Source organism: Streptomyces sp. NPDC021019 (assembly GCF_044333295.1).
Classification (GTDB): Bacteria; Actinomycetota; Actinomycetes; order Streptomycetales; family Streptomycetaceae; genus Streptomyces.
This window is the reverse complement of the sequence record NZ_JBIRQR010000003.1, coordinates 129165-154189: the sequence shown is the minus strand read 5'-3', so window position 1 is coordinate 154189 and position 25025 is coordinate 129165. Positions and strand designations below refer to the sequence as shown.

15 protein-coding genes, 1 tRNA gene and 1 pseudogene are annotated in these 25025 nt (G+C 69.8%); 7 read left to right on the top strand and 10 right to left on the bottom strand.

Annotated features, from left to right (window positions below; genetic code table 11):
* The first annotated feature begins 60 nt into the window (after window positions 1-60).
* Both ACH4RG_RS18155 and ACH4RG_RS18150 read left to right on the top strand, forming a co-directional pair.
* Complete coding sequence (locus ACH4RG_RS18155; RefSeq protein WP_397927060.1) at window positions 61-2196, top strand: UvrD-helicase domain-containing protein; 2136 nt, start codon at window positions 61-63, stop codon at window positions 2194-2196.
* Window positions 2197-2320: 124 nt separating this feature from the next.
* Window positions 2321-5632: a type ISP restriction/modification enzyme gene (locus ACH4RG_RS18150; RefSeq protein WP_398539814.1), complete on the top strand. Its 3312-nt coding sequence runs from the start codon at window positions 2321-2323 to the stop codon at window positions 5630-5632.
* A 13-nt stretch (window positions 5633-5645) separates the two neighbouring features.
* Here the strand turns inward: ACH4RG_RS18150 and ACH4RG_RS18145 are convergent, their stop codons facing one another.
* The 7 genes from ACH4RG_RS18145 to ACH4RG_RS18115 form a co-directional block, all read right to left on the bottom strand.
* Window positions 5646-6056 carry a hypothetical protein gene (locus ACH4RG_RS18145; RefSeq protein ID WP_397927056.1) on the bottom strand — a complete coding sequence of 137 codons (411 nt, stop codon included), beginning with the start codon at window positions 6054-6056 and terminating at the stop codon, window positions 5646-5648.
* An 89-nt stretch (window positions 6057-6145) separates the two neighbouring features.
* A complete protein-coding gene (rbsD, locus tag ACH4RG_RS18140) occupies window positions 6146-6535 on the bottom strand; it encodes a D-ribose pyranase (RefSeq protein WP_397917375.1) in 390 nt (129 codons plus the stop codon).
* Window positions 6532-7461 carry a ribokinase gene (locus ACH4RG_RS18135; protein WP_398163177.1) on the bottom strand — a complete coding sequence of 310 codons (930 nt, stop codon included), beginning with the start codon at window positions 7459-7461 and terminating at the stop codon, window positions 6532-6534. The genes rbsD and ACH4RG_RS18135 overlap by 4 nt, the downstream gene beginning before the upstream one ends.
* Before the next feature lie 224 nt (window positions 7462-7685).
* Window positions 7686-9644 (bottom strand): substrate-binding domain-containing protein, encoded by a 1959-nt coding sequence (locus ACH4RG_RS18130; RefSeq protein ID WP_397917372.1) that lies wholly within the window; start codon window positions 9642-9644, stop codon window positions 7686-7688.
* Complete coding sequence (locus tag ACH4RG_RS18125) at window positions 9634-11244, bottom strand: sugar ABC transporter ATP-binding protein (RefSeq protein ID WP_397927052.1); 1611 nt, start codon at window positions 11242-11244, stop codon at window positions 9634-9636. Before ACH4RG_RS18125 ends, ACH4RG_RS18130 begins: the two co-directional genes overlap by 11 nt.
* Window positions 11241-12257 (bottom strand): LacI family DNA-binding transcriptional regulator, encoded by a 1017-nt coding sequence (locus ACH4RG_RS18120; RefSeq protein WP_398539813.1) that lies wholly within the window; start codon window positions 12255-12257, stop codon window positions 11241-11243. The genes ACH4RG_RS18125 and ACH4RG_RS18120 overlap by 4 nt, the downstream gene beginning before the upstream one ends.
* Window positions 12258-12607: 350 nt before the next feature.
* Window positions 12608-13153, bottom strand: a complete 546-nt coding sequence (locus tag ACH4RG_RS18115) for a DUF6351 family protein (protein ID WP_397917369.1) — start codon at window positions 13151-13153, stop codon at window positions 12608-12610.
* A gap of 614 nt (window positions 13154-13767) precedes the next feature.
* On the opposite strand from ACH4RG_RS18115, the gene ACH4RG_RS18110 reads away from it, so the two are divergent.
* From ACH4RG_RS18110 to ACH4RG_RS18095, 4 genes are all read left to right on the top strand, one after another.
* The gene (locus ACH4RG_RS18110; protein WP_397917368.1) at window positions 13768-15099 is read left to right on the top strand and encodes a cytochrome P450; all 1332 of its coding nucleotides are present in this window, start codon (window positions 13768-13770) and stop codon (window positions 15097-15099) included.
* 238 nt (window positions 15100-15337) lie between these two features.
* Window positions 15338-16420, top strand: a complete 1083-nt coding sequence (locus ACH4RG_RS18105; protein WP_397917366.1) for a glycerophosphodiester phosphodiesterase family protein — start codon at window positions 15338-15340, stop codon at window positions 16418-16420.
* A 381-nt stretch (window positions 16421-16801) separates the two neighbouring features.
* On the top strand, window positions 16802-18343 hold the full coding sequence (locus tag ACH4RG_RS18100) for a hypothetical protein (RefSeq protein WP_398539812.1): 1542 nt from the start codon (window positions 16802-16804) through the stop codon (window positions 18341-18343).
* Entirely contained in the window at window positions 18340-20994 is a 2655-nt protein-coding gene (locus tag ACH4RG_RS18095) for a hypothetical protein (protein WP_398539811.1), read from the top strand. Before ACH4RG_RS18100 ends, ACH4RG_RS18095 begins: the two co-directional genes overlap by 4 nt.
* A 71-nt stretch (window positions 20995-21065) precedes the next feature.
* Here the strand turns inward: ACH4RG_RS18095 and ACH4RG_RS18090 are convergent, their stop codons facing one another.
* Both ACH4RG_RS18090 and ACH4RG_RS18085 read right to left on the bottom strand, forming a co-directional pair.
* On the bottom strand, window positions 21066-21899 hold the full coding sequence (locus ACH4RG_RS18090; RefSeq protein WP_397917362.1) for a DUF429 domain-containing protein: 834 nt from the start codon (window positions 21897-21899) through the stop codon (window positions 21066-21068).
* A gap of 352 nt (window positions 21900-22251) precedes the next feature.
* Window positions 22252-22339 (bottom strand) — tRNA-Leu (locus ACH4RG_RS18085).
* A gap of 163 nt (window positions 22340-22502) precedes the next feature.
* On the opposite strand from ACH4RG_RS18085, the pseudogene ACH4RG_RS18080 reads away from it, so the two are divergent.
* Window positions 22503-23812 (top strand): annotated as a pseudogene (locus ACH4RG_RS18080) (DUF2254 domain-containing protein).
* A gap of 65 nt (window positions 23813-23877) precedes the next feature.
* Here ACH4RG_RS18080 and ACH4RG_RS18075 read toward each other — a convergent pair.
* Entirely contained in the window at window positions 23878-24960 is a 1083-nt protein-coding gene (locus ACH4RG_RS18075; protein ID WP_398539810.1) for a sugar phosphate isomerase/epimerase family protein, read from the bottom strand.
* Between the last annotated feature and the right edge of the window lie 65 nt (window positions 24961-25025).

The window sequence follows — 25025 nt, the reverse complement described above, 5'->3', positions numbered from 1 at the left end:
TCGTTCGCCCCTGCCCCACCCGTTCGCTCCGTTCCGCCCGCACCTCGGGAGAGTTCACCCATGCCCCACCTCGCGTTCGACATCGGCTTCTGTTCCCAGCTCGCCAAGCTTCAAGGGACGGTCAAACAAGGGGTGTTCGACGCCTGGGAGAAGTTCGAGCGACTCACGCTCGACCAGTTGTTCAAGGACCCGGGGCTGAAGCTGGAGTCTCTGAAGCGCGCCCGCGATCCGCACATCCGCACCATCCGCATCGATCAGGGGACGCGGGGCGTCGTGCTCGCGCCCGCCAGCGGTGACACGTACGTTCTGCTCCGGGTGATGCCGCACGACAAGGCGATCGACTGGGCGATCAAGCAGAAGGCGAGCATCAACACCGTCACCCGGGCGGTGGAGATCCGGGACATCGCCATGCTGGACGAACTCACGCCCGCCTACGAGCGGATCGCGCCCGCTGCCGATCAGCGGCTGTTCGCGAAGGTGTCCGACGGAGACCTCGCGGCCCTGGGCATCGACGCGACCACGCTGCGTCAGGCCCGTGCGCTGACCGATGCCGAACAGCTGGAGGTCTTCGCCCCCTACTTCCCGCAGGACCAGCGGGAGGTGCTGGAGTACCTGGCGGCGGGGTTCAGTGTGGAGGAGGTGTGGCGGGACGTCGTCTCCGTCAGCCTCGCCCAGGTGGTGCCAGGTGACGCTCCGGTGGACACGGACGACTTCGCCACGGCCATTCACCGCACCCGAACCCGCATCGCGCTGGTGACCGCCTCCGAGGAGTTGCGGGACATCCTGGACAAGCCGTTCGCGGCCTGGCGGGTGTTCCTCCACCCCTCCCAGCACCGGATCGCCTACCGGGCTTCGTACTCCGGCCCCGCCCAGGTCACCGGTGGCCCGGGCACCGGGAAGACCGTCGTCGCGCTGCATCGGGTACGGCATCTGCTGGGGCACCTGCGCGACGGCGACCGCATCCTGCTGACCACGTACACGAACACGCTCGTGGCCGCCCTGCGCAACGGGCTGGCCGCCCTGGTGGAGGACGAGGCCCTGCGCGACCGCGTCGACATCATGACCGTCGACGCGTTCGCGGGGCGCGTGGTGTCCACGTCGCGACGGCCCCTGCGAGGCGGCGAGGAGGAGACGCGGTGGGGGCAGGCCGCGCGGGCGACCGCCTTCTCGGGGACAGGGCGGTTCCTGGCCCAGGAGTACAAGCACGTCGTCCTGGCGCAGAATCTGCGCACCCTGGAGGAGTACGAGAGCTGCGAGCGGCGGGGGCGCGGCAGTGCCCTGCCCATCGCCTCGCGCGCACCGGTGTGGCGCACGATCCAGGAGTTCACCGGCCGGCTGGCAGCCGACGGACGGCGCACCTATCTCGGTACCTGTGCGGAGGCAGCGGATCTGCTGGAGTCCGGTGGCCCGCGCTACCGGCACGTCGTCGTGGACGAGGCGCAGGATCTGCATCCCGTGCAGTGGCGGCTGCTGCGGGCTGCCGCCCCGTCCCGGCCGGACGACCTGTTCATCGCGGGCGATCCGCACCAACGGATCTACGACTCGAAGGTCTCGCTCAAGGCCGTCGGGGTGAGGGTCGCCGGACGCTCGACGAAGATGCGCAAGAACTATCGCTCCACGCACGAGATCCTCAGCTGGTCGACGGCACTGCTGGTCGGACGGCCCTTCGAACAGCTGGCCGACGACGCGCGGAACGAGACCCTGCTGGGCTACCGCTCGTCCCTGCACGGCACACGGCCCGAGATGCTCGGAGCCGCGTCGGAGGCAGCGGAACTGGACGGACTCGTGGAGCGGGTGCGCGGCTGGCTCGACAGCGGAATCGCCGCAGGCGAGATCGGGGTCAGCGCCCGGTTCAACAAGAACGGCGACAAGGCGGTGGAGCGGCTCAGCCAGGCCGGCATTCCCGCGGCTCGTCTGCGGGGCGACACGGCCGCGGCGGCGGACGCCGTCCAGGTCGGCACCATGCATGCCTTCAAGGGGCTGGAGTTCCGTTGCGTCGCGGTCATCGGCGCGAGCGCCGGCGCCCTCCCGTTCGCCAAGGCGGTGACGCCGGTCGAGGTCGACCGCCTTCAGCACGCCGCCGACCTGCTGGCGGAACGCTGCCTGCTCTTCGTGGCCTGCACGCGGGCACGGGACGACCTGTACGTGTCGTGGACCGGGGAACCCAGCGCCTTCCTGGTGGAGGCCGGAGTGTGAGCGGTGTCCGTCCCGCATCACCGTCCCCTCAGTCCCGGCGCCCCCCTCAACCCCCCTGGTAACAGACCGTCTTCCGCTGCGCACCATGCGTAGCTAGGCTCGTCTGACGCGACCCGGGGGGAATATGTCAGAGGGGCATTACGGTTGGCTTCTGGCCGCCGTAGCGGAGTTCGGCCGTCAGTCGAAGACCAAGTTGTCCGGTGGCGGCAGCGAGGAAGCCGTAATCCGTGGACCGCTCGAGAATCTGCTGCGGGCGGTCGGCGAACGGCACGATCAACACGAAGTCACCTGGCACGACGAGTACCGCATCGCCGACCTCGGTGTCCGCCCCGACTACGCCGTCCGGGCCGGCGGCGAACTGACGGGCTACATCGAACTCAAGAAGCCCGGGCTGTCAGTGGATCCGGACACCTTCAACAAGGCGAACCGCGCACAGTGGGAGAAACTCCGGAACCTGCCCAACCTGCTCTACTCCAACGGAACGGAGTGGCGTCTGTTCCGCGAAGGACGCCAGCTGGGCGAGACCGTCCGCTTCACCGGCACGCTCCGGAACGCGGGAGACCGCCTGGCTCCCGGCAATCCGGCGGCTTTCGACGCCCTGTTGAGCATGTTCCTCAACTGGAAGCCTCCCCGCATCTCCAACGTCTCCCGTCTGGTGCAGCATCTCGCCCCGCTGTGCAGGCTCCTGCGCTCGGCCGTGCTGGAACAGCTGGCAGCCGAGGCCACGTCGTCGGCCCCCGACGACGACCTGCGTGCCAGGCCGTTCACCGGCCTCAAGAACGAGTGGCGGCGGCTGCTCTTCCCCTCCGCCGACAACGCCACCTTCGCCGACGGCTACGCCCAGGCGGTCACCTTCGCGCTGCTCCTCGCCCGCTCGGAGGACCTCCTCCTGGAAGACGTCGGGCTGCACGAGGTCGGCCGTGGCCTCAACGCGGATCACGCGCTCATGGGCCGGGCACTCCAACTCCTCACCGACAACGTCAACGAGCGTTTCAGCGTGACGCTCGATCTCTTGCAGCGGACGATCGCCAAGGTGGACTGGCCTGCGATCAGGGCCGGAAACCGGGACGCCTACCTCCATCTCTACGAACACTTCCTCACCGTGTACGACCCCGCACTGCGGCAGCGGAGCGGCTCGTACTACACACCGCATCAGGTGGTGGAGGAGATGGTTCGTCTCACGGAGGACGTGCTGCGCACCCGCCTCGCGCAGCACGCCGGTTTCGGTGAGGAAGACGTACGCATCGTGGACCCGGCCATGGGCACGGGGACGTATCTGCACACCATCATCGACCGGGTGGCCGAGCAGGCCGCGGACCGCTCCGGCCCGGCCATGGCCGCGGACGCCATATCGCGCCTCGCCACCCGCCTCTGCGGCTTCGAGCTCCAGATGGGCCCCTACGCCGTGGCCGAGCTGCGCACGTCGGACCTGCTGAAACGCCACGGATCAGCGCTGCCCGAGGGCGGCCTCAGCCTCTTCGTCACCGACACCCTCGACAACCCCTTCATCGAGGAGGAGTACCTGTCCTACGACGCGTTGGCCGCATCCCGGCGCCACGCCAACAGGATCAAGGCCAGCACGCCGGTCAATGTCGTCATCGGCAATCCGCCCTACGACGACAAGGCCGAGAACCGCGGCGGCTGGGTGGAGAAGCACGACCACGGCCAGGACGCGCCGCTGCTGGACGGGTTCCGGCTGCCGGGCAACGGCCGCTACGAGCACGTGCTCAAGAACATGTACATCTACTTCTGGCGCTGGGCGACGTGGAAGGTGTTCGACGCGCACCAGGACGACCGGCATGGCGTCGTCTGCTTCATCACCCCGTCCGGATGGACCACGGGCCCGGGCGGGCGGGGCATGCGCAGCTATCTGCGCCGGACCTGCGACGAGGGCTGGGTCATCAACCTCTCGCCCGAAGGACACCGCGCCGATGTCGCCACCCGCGTCTTTCCCGGCGTCGCCCAGCCCCTCGCCATCTGTGTCTTCGTCCGGAGAGCCGCGGAGGCGGACGGGACGGGCAGCAGCCGTCGGACGCGGGTGCACTACCGTGCCGTGGCCGGCAGCCGCGACGAGAAGTTTCGGCAGCTGCGCGACATCCGGCTGGACGACGACGGGTGGAGGGACACCCACGCCGAGGGTGTGCTTCCGTTCACGCCGCTGACGTCATCCGGCTGGCAGGACTTTCCCGCCCTCAACGACCTTCTGCCATGGGGCAGTCCCGGAATCAAGGCGAACCGCTCCTGGGTCAGCAGCCCCTCGGCGGAGACCCTGCGGCGCCGGTGGGCGAGGCTGGTGCGCGAGACGGACCGAGCGGACAAGTCCGTGCTGTTCAAGGAGACCCGCGACCGCGACCTGAACAGCAGACGCGAACCACTGCCCGGATTTCCCGACCGTCCCCGCACGGTCGGCAACGAGACCGACACCCGCCCGGAGCTGACGCGCGTCTCCCTGCGAAGCTTCGACCGGCAGTGGCTGATCGCCGACAACCGGGTGATCGACTACCCGCGGCCAGGTCTCTGGGCATCGGTTCAGCGCGATCAGCTCTTCCTCAACCAGCAGTCGTCGCATGAGATCGACTCGGGCCCGGCGGTCGTGGCAACCCACCTCGTACCGGACACACACCACTTCAACGGCCGCGGCGGCCGCGTGATGCCGCTCCTGCACCCCGACGGTACGCCCAACGTCCCGGCGGGCCTGCTGTCCCATCTCTCACGCAGTACGGGCTCGGGACCGGTGAGTCCGGCAGACCTGTGCGCCTGCATCGTCGCCGTCACCGCGCACAGCGCCTTCACCGAGCACTTCGCGGAGGAGCTGCTCACCCCGGGCGTACGTCTGCCACTGACCCGGGACGCGGAACTGTGGCGCCGGGCGACGGCGCTCGGGGCCGAGATCCTGTGGGCGTCGACGTGCGGAGAACGGTGCGCCGATCCAGGGGCCGGCCGCCCCTTCGGCGACGTACGGTTTCCCTCGGGGGATCCGCGGCAGGTCCGCTACGAGACCAACATCGGCCGCGTCGTCCCGGACCGTGTCCGGCACGACGCGGAGACCCTGGCACTGCACCTGGACAACGGGACGTTCACACCCGTGCCCGAAGCCGTCTGGACCTACCACGTGGGCGGCATGAGGATCGTGAACAAGTGGTTCGGCTACCGGAAGGCGAAGCCGACCAGCAAGAGGACGAGCCCGTTGGACGATCTGCACGTGGAGAACTGGCCGACCGAGTGGACGGAAGAGCTGCTCGATCTTCTCTCCGTACTACGCCGTCTCACCGATCTGGCCCCGGCGCAGAGGGAGCTTCTCGCCGAGATTCTGGCGGGGCCCGTCTCCACCCGTGACGAACTGACCGGGGCTGGTGTCCTGCTCGGTCGGGAGAGCGACCGGAAGCCGCGCCATCCCCCTACCGACAGCCTCTTCACGGACCTGCGCAGCGAGTAGACCCGCCCCTGGCTCACACCGTGCGCCGGAACTCCCTCATGGCGTCCGCGAACGGCAGGGAGCCCTCGGCGAGGCGACGAACGTTCCGCGCGAACCGCGGCGCCGCCGGCTCGTTGGCTGCCGCGTACCGGACCACCTCGCTCAACCGGAGCTCCAGCAACTCCTGAAGGCGCCGGTAGTGGAGGGCGGCCCCGAGGTCGGTCGCCGTCAGCTGTTCGCCGCTGTGTGCGGCCAGCTTCATCCAGGTGAGGAGCGCGGCATCGGCCGTCAGCAGTCCGGGGTCGAGGCCGCGCGCCGCCGCCGCGGCGGCCGTGCTGTCGACACTGCGGGACGGGTCGGGGAGGGCTGCGGAGACCAACTCGCCCAGGAGTCGCCACTGCGTGGCCGTGAGGTCCACGTGTGGCAGAGGGGCTGGAGAAGACATGCGGACATGCCTAGCACACGACGCGCCCCACGCGGGGGCGCGCCCGCTCTCGTACCGCCGTCAGATCGGCCCGGACCGCGAGTGCTCGCTCAGAAGAAGACCCCGCACCTCAGCAGTACGTTCGCGTACGGCCGGGCCTCCCCCGTCCGGACGACCAGGCGGGCCTCCGCCGTGAGCGCCTTGAGCTCGTCGTGGGGGACAACTTCGAGCCAGGGGAAGTGCCCGTCCAGGAGCGCCGCGGCCTCCGGGTTGGCGTCACGGATCTCCTGCGCGGCCGTCGCGCCCTCCACGACCAGCTCGTCGAGCAGGCCGTCCAGTACCTCGGCGAACGACGGGGTCCCGGCGCGGAAGGCCAGGTCGATCACGCGGGGGCCGGGTGGGATCGGCATGCCGGCGTCGCAGACCAGGACGCCGTCGCCATGGCCGAGTTCGGCGATCGCGCCCGCCAGGTGGCGATTGAGGATGCCCGACTTCTTCACAGCGCGTCGACCTCCTCCAGCGTCGGGAACGACTCCTGCGCCCCCCGCGCCGTGACCGCCGCCGCGCCCACCCTGACCGCGAAGGCCGCCGCCTCCCGCAGGTCGTCGCCACGGCCCAGACGCCAGGCCAGGGCCGCCGTGAAGGCGTCTCCGGCACCGGTCGTGTCGAGGGCATCGACCTTCGGGCTGACCAGGTGGTCCAGGGATTCGGTCCGGCTGTCCGCCACCAGGGCCCCGGCCGCGCCGAGGGTGATGACGACCGAGCGCGGGCCGAGCGCGAGCAGCGCCGGCGCCCAGTCGTGCGGGGACTCCCCCGCCCCGTCGCCGAGGATGTACCGCGCCTCGTGCTCGTTGACCACCAGCGGATCGCAGGCGGCGAGCACCTCCTCGGGGAGCGGGGCGGGCGGGGACGGGTTGAGGACGAGCCGGGTCTCCGGCCCCCGGCCGCGTACCGTCTCGGCCACCGTGTCGAGCGGGATCTCCAGCTGTACGGAAATGACCCGGGCGGCGGCCAGCAGCGGGGCCGCCGCCCGGACGTCCTCGGGGGTGAGGCGGCCGTTGGCTCCCGGGGAGACCACGATGCTGTTGTCACCCGACGGGTCGACGGTGATCAGGGCGACGCCGGTGGGGGCCCCGCCCACCAGCACGCCGTCCGTGTCCACGCCCGCCGCGCGCTGGCTCACCAGCAGGAGGCGTCCGTGGTCGTCGTCGCCGACCCGAGCGAGGAGGGCGGTCCTGGCGCCGAGGCGGGCGGCGGCCAGCGACTGGTTGGCGCCCTTGCCGCCGGGGTGGACGGCGAGGTCGGAGCCGAGGACCGTCTCGCCGGGCGCGGGGCGGCGCTCGACGCCGATCACCAGGTCGGCGTTGGCCGACCCGACGACCAGCAGGTCGTACCGGTGCCGGTCGTCGGGGGCGTTGTCGTGCATGTGCGTGCTTCCTGCTTTCGCGGGTCCGGGGCCAACAGGCCGGTTCACTAGCGGGGTTCGACGGGCTGGTTCACAAGCCGGTTGGCGGACGGGCTGGTTCACGCGCCTGTTTCAACAGGCCGGTTCACGAGCCGCGTCCAACAGACTGGTTCACGAGCCGGGTGGCGGTCGGGCCGGTTCACGCGCCGGGCGGCGGTCGGGCCGGTTCACGCGCCGGGCGGCGGTCAGGAGAAGTCGGCGACGTTCTCCCGGGTGACCACCTTGACCGGAACCTTCACCGTGCTCTCGACCTTCTCGTCCTTCGCGGCCTTCACGGCGTTCCGCACCGCGATCTTGCCCAGTTCGGCGGGCTGTTGGGCCACCGAAGCGTAGAGCGTGCCGGCCTCGACCGCCTTCAGCCCGTCCGGGGTTCCGTCGAAGCCGACGACCGAGACGGACTTCCCGGCCTTGCCGCCGAGCGCCTTGGCCGCGCCGAGCGCCATCTCGTCGTTCTCGGCGAAGACGCCGGTGACGCCGGGGTGCGACTGGATGAGGTTGGTCATGACGTCGAGGCCCTTGGTGCGGTCGAAGTCCGCGGGCTGCTTGGCGACCACCTTGATGCCCGGGTACGCCTTGAGTCCCTCGGTGAAACCGGCCCCGCGCTCGCGGCTGGCGGAGGTACCCGCCGTGCCCTGGAGGATGACGATGCTGCCCTTGCCGCCGAGCTTGTCGGCCAGTGCGTCGGCGGCGAGCTTGCCGCCCGCCACGTTGTCCGAGGCGACGAGCGTCGCGGTCTCCGCCTTGTTGACGCCGCGGTCGGCGGCGATGACGGGGATGTCCGCCTTGTTGGCGCTGCGGACGCCCGGGCCGACGGCGTCCGAGTCCACCGGGTTGACGATGATCGAGGAGACGCCGGAACTGGTGAAGTTCTGGAGCTGGTTGGCCTGCTGGGAGGCGTCGTTCTGGGCGTCGGTGACGGTGAGGTCGATGCCTGCCTTCTCCGCCTCCGCCTGTGCGCCTTCCTTCATCTGCACGAAGAAGGGGTTGTTCAGCGTGGAGAGCGACATGCCGACCTTCGTCGTGCCGCCGGACGAGCCGGAGTTGAAGAAGGAGACCGCGCCGACGACTACGGCGACGCAGAGTGCCGCGCCGGCCAGTTTGAGCGCTCCCTTGCGTCCGGCCCCGGGCGCGCCGGGGGCGGTGCCCGCGGAGGAGGCCGCTCCCGAACCGGCCTTGCGGCGCAGGGTGTCCAGCAGGACGGCGAGCGCGATGACGACGCCGATGACGACCTGCTGCCAGAACGCCGACACGGAGAGGAGGTTGAGACCGTTGCGGAGGACGGCGAGGATGAGCGCGCCGATCAGGGTGCCGGACGCCTTGCCGACACCGCCGGCCAGGCTCGCCCCGCCGATGACGACCGCGGCGATGGCGTCGAGTTCGTACCCCTGGGCGGCCTGCGGCTGGGCGGAGACGAGGCGCGAGGCCAGGACGATGCCCGCGACGGCGGCGAAGAGGCCGGACAGCGCGTAGATGACGATCTTCTGGCGCTTGACGCGGAGCCCGGAGAGCCGGGCCGCCTCCTCGTTGCCGCCGATGGCGTACATCGAGCGGCCGATGAACGTGCGGCCGAGGATCAGTGCGGTGACCAGGCCCATCGCGATCATCACGAGGACCGGTACGGGGAGCCACCCGCCGAGGGTGTCGCCGAGCACCGAGACGGAGTCGGGGAAGGCGATCGGACTGCCCTGCGAGATGACGAGGGAGAGGCCGCGGGCGATCGAGAGCATCGCCAACGTCGCGATGAACGGCGGGAGTTTGCCGTACGAGACGAGGGCTCCGTTCACGAAGCCACAGGCGATGCCCGTGACGATCGCGAGGACCACGGCCAGCACGACCGGCACGCCGGCCGATGTCGCCGACCAGGCGAGGACCGTCGCGGACAGGGCCGCCACCGAACCGACGGACAGGTCGATGCCCGCCGAGACGATGACGAAGGTGACGCCGAACGCGAGGATGGCGGTGACGGCCGCCTGGACGCCGACGTTCAGCAGGTTCTGGGTGGTCAGGAAGTCGCCGGAGAGCAGCGACATCGCCACCACCAGGACGACCAGGGCGCTGAGCGCGCCGTTGTCGAGCAGGACCCGGCGTAGCACGGAGCCTCCGCCGCCCGTTCCCGCGTCACTCTTGGCTGTCTCAGTGGCCACGGGGGCCCTCCTCTTCCTTCTTCGGTGCGGGATGTCCGGTGGACGTCGGTACGTCGGTGGGGGTGGGGGTGGGGTCCTGGGCCGCGGCCGGGGTGCCGACGGCGAGGGCCATGACGGAGTCCTGGGTGGCCTCGTCGGCGGGGAGTTCACCGGCGATCCGGCCCTGGGCCATGACGAGCACCCGGTCGCTCATGCCGAGGACCTCCGGCAGATCGCTGGAGATCATCAGGACGGCGTGTCCGGAGGCGGTCAGCTCGTTGATGAGCTGGTAGATCTCGACCTTGGCGCCGACGTCGATGCCCCGGGTGGGTTCGTCGAGGATGAGGACCCGGGTGTCGGCCAGCAGCCACTTCCCGATGACGACCTTCTGCTGGTTGCCGCCGGAGAGGGTGCGCACGTGCTGGCCGAGGCCGGACATGCGGACGCCGAGCTGCTGGGCGATGCGGGCGGCGGCCGTGCGCTGCCCCTTGAGGTCCACGAGCCCGGAGCGGGTCGCGGAGCGCAGGGTGACCAGGCCGAGGTTCTCCTGCACGGAGGCGTCGAGGACCAGGCCCTGGCCCTTGCGGTCCTCCGGTACGAGTCCGATGCCGGCGCCCATCGCGGCGGGCACGTCGTGCCGGACCAGGCGCTCGCCGCGTACGTCGACGGTGCCCGCGTCGTAGGGGTCGGCCCCGAAGACGGCGCGCGCCACCTCAGTACGCCCGGCGCCGACGAGTCCGGCGAGGCCGACGACCTCGCCCGCGTGCACGTCGAAGCTGACGTCGTGGAAGACGCCGTGGCGGGTGAGTCCGCGCACCGAAAGCAACGCGTCGCCGGTGTCGGGGCGTTCGCGCGGATACTGCTGTTCGATGCTCCGGCCCACCATGAGCTGGACGAGTTCGTCCTCGGGGGTCGACGCGGGGACCTGGTCGATGCTGCGGCCGTCGCGGAGGACGGTGACGCGGTCGCCGAGTGCGGCGATCTCCTCCAGGTGGTGGGTGATGAAGACGATCCCGACGCCGTCCTCGCGCAGTTGGCGGACGATCGCGAAGAGCTTGTCGACCTCCTCGGAGGTGAGCACCGCGGTCGGCTCGTCCATGATCAGGACGCGGGCCTCCAGGCTGAGCGCCTTGGCGATCTCCACCATCTGGAGCCGGGCGATGCCCAGTTCACGGACCTTGGCGTCGGGTCGCACGTTGACGCCGACCCGGCGCAGCAGCTCTGCCGCGTCCTCGCGCATCCGGCGGTGGTCGACGAGCCCGTAGCGGCGCGGCTGGCGGCCCAGGAAGATGTTCTCGGCGACGGTGAGGTCGGGGACGAGGTTGAACTCCTGGTAGATGGTGGCGATCCCGAGCCGTTCGGCGTCCTGCGCGCCCTCGATGCGGACCTCACGGCCTTCGGCCAGGATGCGGCCGCGGTCGGGGCGGTAGGCGCCGGAGAGCATCTTGATGAGGGTGCTCTTCCCTGCGCCGTTCTCGCCGAGCAGGACGTGCACTTCGCCTCTGCGGAGGTCGAAGTCGACGTTGTCGAGGGCCACCACGCCGGGGAAGGTCTTGCGCAGACCCTCGATGCGCAGCAACTCGTCCGGTGCGGTCACCCGTGGCTTCTCCGGTGCGGTCACCGGTCGCTCCTCTGGTTCGGTGCGGCCCCGCCGCACGAGCGGCGTACGACGAGGCGGGCGGGCAGGGTGACGGACTGGGGGGTCCGTCCTTCGATCCGGTCGGCCAGCGCGCGCACGGCGGCCCGCGCGAGGTCGGCGGTCGGCTGGGCGATGGCGGTGATCGGCGGGTCCGTGTGGACGAACCACGGGATGTCGTCGAAGGCGGCGAGCGCGATGTCGTCGGGGACCCGCAGCCCTCGGGCCCGGATCGCGTCCAGCGCGCCGAGCGCCATCAGGTTGTCCGCGGCGAACACGACCTCGGGCGGCTCGGCCAGGGCGAGGAAGCGCTCGGTGGCCCGGCGGCCGCTGGCCGCCTGGAAGTCGCCCTGGCCGATATAGGCGTCGGGCAGGGCGAGCCCGAGCCCGCGCATCGCGTCCCGGAAGGCCTCGACGCGCTCGTTGCCGGTGGTGGTGGCAGCGGGCCCGGCGATGATGGCGAGCCGACGGTGACCGCGGCCGTGCAGATGCGCGACGAGGTCCTTGACCGCCCCTGTACCGTCGGCCCGGACGACGGGTACGTCGATGCCGGGGATCCAGCGGTCGACGAAGACCATCGGGGTGCCGCTCAGGGCGACGTCCCGCATCAGTGGGGAGCCCCCGTCGGCGGGCGAGACGAGCAGACCGTCGATCCTGCGGTCGATGAGCGTGCGGATGTGGTGGTCCTGGAGCTCGGGCCGCTCGTCGGCGTTGCCGATGATGACGCTGTAGCCGAGCGCGCGGGCCTCCTCCTCGACGAAGCGGGCCAACTCGGTGAAGTACGGGTTGAGCACATCGCTGATGACCAGGCCGAGGGTGCGGGTCTGCGCGGTGCGCAGTGAGCGGGCGACCGCGTTGGGCCGGTAGCCGAGCGCCCCGACGGCGGCGAGGACGCGGGTACGCGCCTCTTCGCTGACGGACGGATGGCTGTTCAGCACGCGCGACACCGTGGCGGCGGACACACCCGCCTCGGCCGCGACATCCTTGATGCCCGCCATGTCCGGACCACCTCCTTGTGGTTTCCGTACACCTCGAAACTCTTGCGCCGACCGGTGGCGAACCAGTCGCTCGACGCCATGGAATCGATTACACGGACGATTGGAATCGATTCCACAACCAAAAACAAGCCCCCCTCCCGCGTCCGAGACCGGATCGTGACGGGAGAGGGCTGGGGTCCGGGAGGGGCGGTGCGGGAGGGAGGGAAGCCGCCAGAGGCGTTGCCGGGTGCGGCATCGCGCCACCGAGCCCCGTCGGGGCCTACGGTAGGTCGGGGAGACCCGCCCAGGCCCTCCCCTTCGTGTCGTGTCGTGTCGTGTCGTGTCGTGTCGTGTCGTGTCGTGTCAGAGGGTCACGTCGGGTCGAAGTCGAGCCAGGTGCCGGCGAGGCCCTGCTGCCCAGCTCCGGGCTGGGACCAGTCGCAGACACCCGTAGGGAAGATCGCCTGTAGCTCCGCGAACTGGCCGTCGGTGACCGGGACTTGGCAGTCGCCGCGGGTCACGGGGCGCTTGCGGCACTTCACGATGTCGTTGGCCACGTCGGCTCCGGCGACCATCCGCGGCGACGTCCACACCGGGTAGAGCGTGTTGCACTCGGTGTTGTTGATGCCCTCGACCTGGGGCTCCTCGATCTTCTTCGCGCCGATGCCACGGGTCCAGCAGGCGTCCGTGAGGCCCTGCGGCCGGTGCCGGACGATCTTCTCGATGGGGGCGTCGCCGCCGGGGTCTCCCTTGATGCCGGTGAGCCACCGGTCCATGTCGGACAGCATCCCGGCGAGGGTGAACCGCATGTCGCCGGCCGCCGCGTCGTCCGTGTAATCCAGGGCCAGCAACGCGGCCCTCGCCGCGTCACGGACCTCCAGATACGTCCACAGATGTTGAACGGCTGGTCGGTCCACACCTCCACCCCGATGGGCCTCCCGGCGGCGGCGGTTCCGCCGAACTGAGATCCGACGAAACCGTCCGGAACAGCGGGCTCCGCAGCACGGTGGTGGGGAAAGCCGTATCCGCCCGCTGCGGACCGGGGACCGAAAGTGCCGGCGCAGGTGCGTTCGCCTGCGGCGAGTTCGTGATCGCACCGTGAAGTAGCCCCGTGCCCCCGCCGCCGGGTCGGTCGTGAGCCGGGCGGCGTGCGCGCGCAGCCCCCCCGCGGCCGCAGTGAGCGGGAGGGTTTGGCGTCCGCCATGTACACGATCGGAGTAACCCGGCCGAAGCTGCCTTGTTGTCCCGTCCGCCGGGCGGGCACAGTGAGGCTGTTCGCCCTCGCCGACTGACTCCCACTGGGGGACGCCCCAGGCCGCCTGACTGACGAGGCGATCGAGCAGACCATCGAGCCGTCGACGCGGTCGCCCTGCTGCCCGCACGGCAACTGCTTCGGAACAGCGCCGTCGGAGGCGTCAGAATGCGGGTGCCGCACCAGCGAGAAGTGATCGCCAGTACGGCACCGAGTCAAGGGACAGCCTGTTCTCAGGCCGCGGGACGCTCGACGCGATATTCGAGGAAAAGTGTGTCCATGACGGAAGAGACCAACGCCGAACCGACCACGGCTCCCGTGCAGGACGAGGCCGCCAGAGCCGCCGCACCCGAGCGTGACGCCGATGCCGGCACGCATGTCGCGGCCGAGACGATCGACCTGCTTGATCCGCAACTGATGCGCGATCCGGTCCACGCGTTCTCCCCGGTGCGCGAACGGGCGCCGCTGGTCCGCGGTGTGATGCCCGGGGTGGAACCGATGTGGGTGGCGACCCGTTACACCGATGTGCGCCGGGTGCTGTCCGATCCCTGCTTCGTCGCCGATCCCGCCCGCGTGCCCGGTGCCGAACCCGGCCACCGCATCGAGCAGTTGTGGTGCGCCCGCGGTGCTCGCCCCGAGGACGCGAAGTACCTGCGCACCTCCCTGTTCGGTACCGACGGGCCCGAACATCTCCGCCTGCGCCGCAGGGTCGTCCGGGCCTTCACCGCGGGCCGCGTCAACCGCCTGCGCCCCCGCGTCGAAGACATCACCCACGCCCTCCTCGACGCCCTTCCGGCCCACACCGACCCGGACGGCGTCGTCGACCTGATCCCCCACCTCGCCCACCCCCTGCCGCTCACCGTCATCTGCGAGCTCGTCGGCGTCCCCGGATCCGAGCGCCCGAACTGGTCCGCCTGGGGCGGCGTGATCACCGACGGAACCACCGGCACCGCCCTGGGCGATGCCCTGCACGCCCTGATCACCTCCGCGCACACGCTCGTCGACCACCACCGTGCTTGCCCCGGCGACGACCTCATCTCCGCCCTGCTCGCCCCCCACGGCGCCCCTCTCACCCCTACCGAGAACGTCGCGCTGATCCTCAACATCGTCTTCGCCGGACACACCACCACCGCCGGCTTCATCGCCAACGGCATCGCCGCCCTGCTCACCCACCCCGGCCAGCTCGCCCTGCTGCGCGACGACCCCACCCTGGCACCCGCCGCCGCCAACGAACTCATGCGCTGGAGCGGCCCCAGCCCCCGCGCCCTGCCCCGCTACGCAACGGAAGACCTCCGCCTGAGGCAGTGCCCGATCCGTCGAGGCGAGGCGGTCCTGCCGGTCCTGGCCGCCGCCGACCGCGACCCCCGTGCCCACCTCGATCCCGATCGCCTCGACATCACCCGCCACAGCTCCCCGCACGTCGGCTTCGGCCACGGCCCCCACCGCTGCATCGGCGACCACCTCGCCCTCCTGGAGGCCCAAGTCGCCTGGACCGCGCTGTGGGACCGCTTCCCCGGTCTCGCTCTGGCCGTCACCCCGGACGAACTGGTCCGTGAAGCGACCCCCAACTCCTGGAAACTGGCCAGACTGCCCGTCCGCCTCCACCCGTGATGAACCAGCGCCCCGCCCGCACCCGCACCCGCAACCCGGTCGGACACCGGATGCACTGGCTCCCGCCCGCTCAACAAGCCTCTTCATACCGTCGACGCCTCTGACCGCGGCGCCGGTCGTACCGACTTGGATTGGCAGGCCACTGTTCACGTCCGGGTCGGAGTCGGATGGCTGTCGCGTTCGCTCCCTCGCCTACCTTCTCGGGCGGAAGTGTAGAACGACTGAAGAGAGGCTTCTGATGTCCCTGCGTCGTGTTCTGCTGAGCCTGGTGCTGGCGCCGTTGCTCGCCGCGCCGGTCACCGCTCCGGTCACCGCCCGCGCGGCAACCGCCGACAGCCCCGAGAAGGCGTCGCACCAGAAGAAGCACTTCGACCTGCAGGCGCACCGGGGTGGGCTCGGCATGACGACGGAAGGGTCCCTGGAGGGCTTCGGCAAGGCGCTGCACCTCGGTGTCAGCACCCTGGAACTGGATACCCAGCTCACCAAGGACTCCAAGGTCGTCGTCACCCACGACCGCAAGGTGAGCGCCCAGAAGTGCCGTGACACCGCACCGGTCACGCCGGGCGACGCCCTGTACCCCTATGTCGGCAAGCTCATCAAGGACCTCACGCTGAGGCAGGTCAAGACCCTGGACTGCGGATTCCAGCAGCTCCCCGGACACCCGGACCAGGAGGTCGTCAAGGACTTCCGGATGGTCGAGCTCAGGGACGTCCTGCACCTCGTCAAGCGCTACAAGGCCCACAAGGTCACCCTCAACGTGGAGACCAAGGTCGAGGCCGGTGCGCCTGGGGAAACCGCACCGCGCGAGCTGTTCGTCCGCCGCGTGTTCGAGGAGATCAAGCGCTCGGGGGTGGCGAAGCAGGTGACGATCCAGTCCTTCGACTGGGGTTCTCTGCGGGCGATGCACCGGCTCGCTCCCCGCTGGCCGCTGGTGGCCCTGACCAACTACGACTTCCTCCAGGTGGGAAAGCCCGGTGCCTCCCCGTGGCTCGGTGGCATCGACGTCGACGACTTCGGCGGCGACTTCGTGGACGCGGCTGCTTCCATCGAGGGCGTCACGGCACTGTCACCCAACTACGGCTTCCCGCAGAACGGGAAGATCGGCGACCCCGGTTTCCGCTTCTACCCCGACAAGGCCATGATCACCAAGGCTCACGCGCGGGGCTTGAAAGTCATCCCGTGGACCTGCAACGACCCGGCCACCATCGCAGCGCTCATGGACATGGGCATCGACGGCATCATCTCCGACTACCCGAACCGGGTCCGCCGGATCATGACCGACCGCGGTATGCATCTGCCGAAGGCTTACGAGCCCCGCTGAGGACGAGCCCGGACGTTACGACGCGCAGTGACGGCGGAAGCGAACCGCGGGCACCCATAGCTCGCACGGGCGGCGTGAGCTGGAGCGAGGCTGAGCACGTGCGCGTCGATGCGGACGGCATGGCGGAGCCCGTCGCTGCGCTGTCTTTCATCGCTTGCCCGTGGGATAGGTCCATCGGTCGCCTGCGCCAGCGCCGCTCTGGACCCGGGCGTTACCGAAAGCCAAGTATCGGACGGTCTTGAGGCGGGATCGGGCGCGTCCCGGCAACTCCAGAATCCAGTCGCCGGTACTGCTCTCCCGTCCGGCATCAGCATTTACCCTGAGGCAGGGTCAGGTGACTGCTGCTGATGCAACGCTCCGGCAGCCGACAAGGGGTGGCAAGTGACAGCGGATATCCGTGGGCCGGCATGGGCACTCGACGGATTGGGTGTGCGGTCGGGGCGGTATCCCCTGGCGGTGGAAGGCCCGGTCATGCGGGCAGTGGACCGGTTGGTTCCCGGAGTGTCCACGGTGACCCGGTATGTCCGTTACCACTCGATGTATGCGGCGATCGCGGCGCATGCCGAACAGAACGCCTTGGAATTCACCGCGTGCCGCCGATTGGTCCGCCGAGGCGAGGTGCTGCTGGCGGCGCTCCAGCAGCATCAGGCGGAGATCCACGCGACATGGTCCGCTCATGGGGTCGATCGGGTACGGCGTTTCTGCGCAGAGGAATTGGAACTCGCGCGAGCTGCCGACGAGGAGCAGCTGAACCAGTCGTACTCGCCCCGCCGCTGGGGTTTTTGGGATCAGTACGGCGGGCCCGCCATGGTGCTCGGCACGGTGGATGTCCAGGAGGGAGCACTCAGGCCCGGACGGCACGCGTGTCCTGCCGCCGTCAAGGAGCTCTTCGCCCCGCTGCTCTCTCTTGCGGCGCGAGAAGTCGTGTCCTTCGAGGACCTGGAGACGGCGGGGCAGGCCGCTCTCGACGTCCCCTGTCCGGCCGAGCAGGAGTGGCTGACGGAGGTGTTGACCGCCACCGGTGCCGGAGGAGCCCACGTACCGGAGGATTGGGAGGCGTCCGACCGCACCCGGCGCGCAACCCTCCGTGTCCTCGCCCGGGCGATCGATCTCCGCGGCCATGACGGCCACGGGTATCAGGAGACTCTGCGCTCCGCCGTGGCCTTCGGCGAGGAGATGACCACTGATCCGGTCCTAGCGGCGATTCCTGAGACAGCGGGGTGGCGGGGAACGCTGCTGCGTCACTATTCCGTCGGCGCCTGGCGTCGGCTGTGGTCAGCGCTGGTCTCCGATATCGGGTCCAAGGACGGCGCAGCCGACCGGTCGGCCGAGGAATTGCGCGACTGGCTGGCACAACAGTCCCCGGATGGGGATGTGCGGAGGATGCTGAGCGACCTGCCCCCACTCAAGAACGCGACCGGCCAGTTGATGCCGGTCGAAGGGGGGCTCCTGGTACAGGGCGGCGACGCCCCGATGACGAATGTGCGACTCCTGATCGTGGGTGCGCTGCGGTCCCGGGAAGGGCATCTGCCCGACGACGTACGTGCCGTCTTCCTGGGCCGGCAACGGCGCTCGGCCGAGTTCCTCGACCCGACTTGGATCGACGGGCTCATCAACGACTACATCGACCGGCCGGTGCGCGATCTGGCTTCCCGGCTGGTCGACGACATGCTTGCCCAGTCCCGCAGAGTCGCCCTCGCGAAGCTGCGCACCGACCCGACGACGGGCGGGCTGAAGATCTTCTCCCGACTGCATCTTCGCAACGAGCGGTACTTCAAGACGGGTGACGAAGGAGACTCCGACATCGGCACACGTATCCCCCAATTGGGATTCCTTGCGGAGCAGCTGGGGCTCTTCGCCGTTCAAGACGACTGTTACACCGTCACAGAGAGCGGCCGGCGGATCCTGGAGACGGACCGGTGAGCGCGGTACGGCACACCCGGTTCGCCTCCCCCGTCACGCTGTTGCGCGAATGGGCCGAACGTAACGATCGGCAAGCACTGCACGAAGCACTTTTCGTGGGATTCACGGTCGATCTTCCCTTCCTGGAGAAGGTCGCCATACCCGTCGCACGTGGCCTGGGCGCCCGCATCGCGGTGATCGGTGACGCAGCCCAAGGGCTCCACGATCCGGTCGACGTGCGCATGGCCGGCCGCAGCTATCTGCACGGCCTGGCCACCTGTCGTGGCGCCTTCCACCCCAAGGTCGTGCTTCTGGTCGGCGAACACGCCTGCCGACTGGCAGTGGGCTCGGGTAACCCGACACTGTCCGGTTGGGGTGCCAACGACGAACTGTGGACCGTGGTGGAAGCCGAGGAAGACGAATCGCACGCGCTACTGGCCGACCTCGCCGACTGGTTGGACGAACTGCCCTCTGCCGTGAACCTGGCACCCTGGTCGGCACGTCACCTCGCAGAACTGGCCGCTCTCCTGACCGAACGGCATGTCCATGCTCCTGCTGGACCGGAAGCCGGTCCCCGGCTGCTGCACAATCTCCGTCAAAGCCTTTTGGACCAACTACCGTTCGGCCCTGTTGATGAACTGCACGCGTACGCCCCGTTCATCGACGAGGCCGGCCATGCCTTGAGCGCGCTCGTCCACCGCTTGGTACCACGACGTGTCACCCTCGGCATCCAGCCTCGCTGGTCGAGTTACGACGCCGAAACGATCAAGGAGGCCCTCAGTGGCTCCTCCTCGCAGATCCGACTCCTCGATGAGACGCGGATGCGCCACGGCAAATTCGTCGAATGGCAGACCGGCGGCCGACGCTACGCGCTCACCGGGAGCCCCAACCTCACCCGCGCCGCGCTGTCTACCAGTACCAGGGACGGCGGCAACTGCGAGCTCGCCGTACTCGCCGCCGACACAATGCCGCTGCTCCCCGAAGAAGGGCGCATCGCTCCGCTCGCAAGCCTGGTGGGCCGCACCATCCGGCCTTTCACCTCCAACTGTCAAGCACTCGTCCTTCTCGGGGCGAAAACGGACAGTGAGGGCCTACATGTCTCCCTGGCCCGTGGCCGGCCGACACCCGTTGCGATCAGCACGTCTCCCGACGGTTCGCCAGGCTCGTGGACGGAGATCGGCTCCATCCCTCCAGGGGCATTGGCCTGTTCCTTCCCGCAGCCCGAGGTCCCGGGCGCTGCGATTCGCGCCACCTGTGTCCAGCCGGACGGCAGCGCCGTCGAGTCGCCCGTTGTCTTCGTCTACAGCCCTGTGCACTGCGCACGCCGCGACGGAGCCGACAGCGGGCCCCGCCTGCGATATGACTACACGGCGCAGGTGCTGTTCGCCGACGAACGTGCCGCACGCCGCTTCGAGACCGATCTGCTGCGCCTGCGCGAACTCACCGCCGGAACGTCCGCGCCTCGGGTGAGCCCGGCGACCGGTGCCGGGGCAAGCTCGGTCGCCTCGAGCGGGGTCGACCGCTGGGATGCTTACGTCGCGGACTGCCGTCGGATGATCGGGGCACCGCTGACCGATCTGGCGTTCGGTCCGTTGCAGTTCGGCCTGCCGCAGGCACCGTCGTCACGGTGGGTCGTGTCGGCGGTCACCGGCGGGGCCGCAGAGGACGAAATGGCGTCTGAGGACGGAGCAGAGGACGAGGAGCCTCTCACCGCGAGCGTGGCTGTTGCTCCCCACATTCCGCCCGACCAGCGGGTCCGCTGCCGCACCTGGATCCGACGCTGGGTGGAGGCGCTCGCCGCCTCTGGCGAATCGCCCGCAGCGCCAGTACCGGTACGGCTGGTCGTAGCGAACCTGTATGTCCGACTCCTGGCCGCAGGTGTCTGGGCCGAGAACGACCAGAGCTGGCGCGACGGCCTCAGCGGTCTTCTTGAGGCACTCGGTTCCCATGACAGACCTGGCGAGGCGGACCAGCAGGCTCCACCCGAGACCCGGCGGCGGCTGGACGCGGTCGCGGCCGTGGTGATGACGCTCCTCAGCCAGGACGCCACCTTTACCGGAGGCGGTGAGCACGATGTGCTGGCCGCCCGCGCGTGGCAAAGCAGTAAGGACATGGTCGCGCGCGCCGAGCCCGCTCAGGTGGAGGATCTGATGATCCTGCCGGAGCAGGCGCTCGCCCGCGTCGCGCCCTGGAGCGAGGTCGAACGGCTCATTGCCCGGGCTCAGGAGGACGACCCCCACGCGGAGGTTGTCGAGGAGCTCTCCGCGGCGGGCTGGGAGGCCTCGTACGAGGACGGACTCTGGGAGATCACAGGCTCCTTCGGCAACCCGGTCCCCGTCGTGTCCCGAGCCGCCGACCGACTCGGGCGGCACCACCCGAGCGGCGTGCTCGTCCGGGCCCGGAGCAGGAACCGCTGGGCGTTCGTCGCATGGGCGGCCCCCCACCTGGTCCTCCTGAATCCCCCGGCGCGCGTCTGGCGCACCTACGATGTGCGTCCCCCGGGCACACCGGAATCACGGTTCAGCGGTGGCGACCTTTCCGCGGTGCCCGGCCGCATCGGCGCCCCGGCCCCACTCCCAGCGGGCGCACCCGAGGCCTTGAGGAAGATTCTGGCCGAAGTGGGCCTGCTCTATCCGGAGTTGATCCGGCGGTTGTTCGCAGAGGGAACGTGAAGAGAGAAGGGCACCCATCAGGGATCGAGCACCATGCGCGCCGCCCCGGTGAACGGCTGTCTCCCTTCGGCTCAGCTCGCCCCGCCACACATCTGCTCGAGGCGGGCCGGCGCGATGATGGTGGGAGCAGATCCGAGGGGTACGAGGCTGTCCGCTCCCAGGACTTGGCAGCGCGCCAGTCCGTGCCGGGACCACAGCGCGGCCGTCCACGCACAGAGCAGCGCGTCGATGAGGTCTTCCCGATGCTTGTAGTCGGCTGCGAGCTGAGGTGAGGGCTCCTCGATCAGCCGACGGGACAGCAGGTGGGAGGGGAGCAGGAGGGGCGGATCGGCGGTGGCCAGACCCGCCATACGCGCGATGAGCTTGTCGCACTCCTCCGCCCGGACCGCTCGCCACTGCGCCGTCGGCACTCGCGCCGGCCGGCGCTTGTAGGTGGGGCGTTCCTGGTCGTAGCCCAACTCGGACGCGCCGACCAAGGTCGTATAGGGATAGCACTCGGAGACGACCAGCCCGCCCGTCGGCGGTCCGCCCCTACCGTCGTCGTAGGCCCAGCCGGACTCCTGCAGCAACTCTCGCAGCATCACTCCGCCCCGGCGGGGAGAGCTCTGGTTGGTGCTGTTCGCGCTCACCTTCCACCGGCCGTACCGCTGACCGACTTCCCGCTCGCAGGGCCGCTGGCCAGTCGGATTGTCAACGACCAGCGGGGCATCGACAAAGGCCAGGGCCGATCCGCCAGCGACTGTCTTGGCAAGCCATGCCATCGTCTCTTCGAGCCCGAAGGTCCAGCCGCAGTCGATCACCACGCCGCGACCGTCGATGGCGGCTACGCCGGTCTCGTTGGGCCTGGTACGGGCTCCGCCCTGCGCCCATGCGAGGTCGATACCGATGAACCGCTCAATACCCATGCGTCGGTACTACCAAAGAACCGGCCACTGGGCGTGGCCGGGTCCCCTTCTCCGCCGATCGGCAGCGCCACGTGAGAACAAGCGTGACGGTTTGCAACGCGCACCGCTGTTGAGCGGTGGCACCCGCGAGCCGAAAACCCGGACCCCTGCGTCACGGCTACCAGCCGTCGCGCAGGCATGTCCTGTTTCCGCAGGTGGGAGGCGCAGTACCTGGACCGCCACCGCTCACCCCTCACCGAGCCGATCACGAGACCCGAAGGCCCCAGGAACGACGAAATACCGGTGAGTCACATGACTCGAACCGGTAATTCGTGAACGCTTCGGGACGATCTCGTGAACGTCCCCCTGGTACTGGTGTCCGAGGGGGGACTTGAACCCCCACGCCCGATAAAGGGCACTAGCACCTCAAGCTAGCGCGTCTGCCATTCCGCCACCCGGACAAGGTGTCTGTCGTTCGCGGTGTGTTCCCCGCGGCGACATGGAAAACAATACCAGGGGTTCGGCGCGCCCTTCACCTGCATATCCGGTGGTCAGTGCGGTGCGCGTGCCGGTGGGAGCTCGGCCTCCCCGGTCCTCGGAGGTTCCGGGGCTACCTTCGCGTCCATGAGTGATCGCGGCTACCGCCGGCCCCGCCCGCTGTCCCCTCTGCGCGAGCATCTGCGCGACACGTTCTGGTCCGCCCCGATCATGGGGTTCGTCTGCGTGTTCGTGCTGTGGTTGATCGCCACCGAACTGGACGACGCGATCGTCACGCTGCTCCAGCGGGAGGAGGCGTACGAGGAGCTGGGCGAGCTGATGGCGTTCTCCCAGGACGCGAAGACGATCGTCACCACGATCAGCTCGGCGATGATGACCTTCATCGGCGTCGTGTTCAGCATCTCGCTGGTGGCGGTGCAGATGGCGAGCGGCCAGCTGACGCCCCGGGTGGTGCGGATCTTCGTCAGGAGCCGGATCAGCAAGCTCACGCTGACGGTGTTCCTGGCGACGTTCCTCTTCTCACTGCTGGTGCTCTCCTCGTACGAGAGCGAGAGCGATCCGCGCCGGGTGGTCTCGGTCCCGTTGGTGCAGAGCCTGCTCATCCTGGTGATGCTCGGGCTGAGCCTGCTGCTCTTCGTCGTCTACGTGAGCGCGACGCTGCGGCTGATGCAGGTGGGGCCGGTCGTGGACAGGATCGCGCGCGACTCGTTCCGGGTGCTGGGCCGGATGCCGAGGGGGCCGCGGGGCGATGACGAGCCGGGGCCGGAGACCGCGCGGGTGCTGCACGAGGGGCGGGCCGGGGTGCTGCGGGACGTGAACACGGCGCGGCTGGTCCGGGCCGCGCGGCGGCAGGACGTCGTGCTGCGGCTCATTCCCCGCGTCGGGGACTTCGTGGTGCCGGGGACGCCGGTGCTCGCCGTCCACGGCGGGTCCGTGCCGCCGCCGCGCCGGCTGCGGTACGCGGTCTCCGTCTCGGTGGAGCGGACTCTGCACCAGGATCTGGCGTTCGGGCTGCGACAGCTCGCGGACATCGCGCTGCGGGCCCTGTCGACGTCCGTGAACGATCCGACCACCGCCGTGCAGTGCCTGGACCGGATCGTGCAGTTCCTCGCGGCCGTGGCGCACCTGCCGCTCGGCGCCGTCCCGTCCACCACCGGGACCGGGACGGGCGGGTACGACTGGTGCAGGACGGTCCGGAGTGGGACGACCTGGTCGACCTCGCCTTCGAGGAGATCCGGTGGTGTGTCGTTGGCAGTCCCCAGGTGACGCGCCGGCTCATGGCGGGGCTGGACGACCTGCTGCTGCTCGTCCCCGAGCAGCGGAAGAAGTCGCTGGTCAGGCATCGTGCGCTGCTCGTCCAGACCGTGGAGCGCACGGTGGCGGTGGCCGCCGACCGGGAGTTCGCCCTGCTGCCCGACCGGCAGGGCATCGGGTAGGGCCGGGCCGTGGTGAGCGGTGCGACCGGGCCGCCGGAGGAACTCGGCGGCCCGGCCTTCACGCATCAGTCGGCGCAGCGGCCCTCGCGCAGGGAGTGCAGGTGCTCGCTCGACTTGCGGGCGAACGCGAGCGACTCGACCGGGTTGTCGTGCTCCGCCTGCCAGTGGTGGTAGGTCCGGCCGCGGTGGGTGCGCTGGGTGACCTCGGACAGGAACGTCCTGTAGTCGATGTCCCCGTCGCCCACGTCCGACATGCGGTAGCCGTCGCGGGTCGTCTCGTCGCGGACCCCGTCCTTGACGTGGAAGAGCGGGTAGCGGTCCGGGTGCTTCAGGACGTACTTCAGCGGGTCGAGCGGGGCAGGGCTGCCGTCCACGCGCTTGCTGAAGCGGAACTGGGCGCAGTAGGCCCAGTAGATGTCCAGCTCCAGGTAGACGAGGTCCGGGTCGGTCTCGGCGAGCAGGACGTCGTAGAGGCGCACGTTCGGCTTGTCGGTCGCGAAGGAGAACTCCTCGGCGTGGTTGTGCTGGTAGAACTTCATGCCGCGCCTGCGGGCGGCCGCCCCGTAGGTGTTGAACTCCTCGGCCGCCCGCTTCCAGCCGTCGACCGTGGAGCCGTAGCGGAACGGGCCCGAGGCCGTGCCGATGTGCTTGAGGCCGAGCGCCTGGGCGTCGTCGAGGACCTTCTCCAGGTTCTGGGCGAAGGTGTACGCGCCGGGGTTGTTGTCGTCGTAGTAGCCGACGTGGCTGCCGATCGGGTTGAGGCCGTGGTCCCGGGCCAGCCGCTTGAGCTGGGCCAGGGTGATGGGACCGGCCGAGCCCTGGGTGTAGCCCGCGAGTTCGATCTCGTCGTAGCCGTACTTCTCCAGTTCGGCGAAGACCGGCGCGAAGCCCAGCGTGGAGATCTGGTCGCGGAGGCTGTAGAGCTGGATGCCGAGGCGGCCGGGCGGCAGGACGGGCTTGCCCTTGCCGTGCCCGTGCCCGTGGTCATGGCCGTGGCCGTTGCCGTGTCCCTGGCCTCGGTCGCGGCTGTCGGCCTGGGCGCTCGCCGTGCCGATGATGGTGGCGGCGGTGGCTCCGGCGGCGACACCGAGGATGTTGCGGCGGCTCAGTCTGCGGGCGAGTTCGGTGTCCTTGGAGGTGCGGCTCATGTTCGGGTGTCTCCCTTGCTGGCCTGACGGGGTGAGTGGTGCGGTGCCGGGCGCGTGACGGGGAA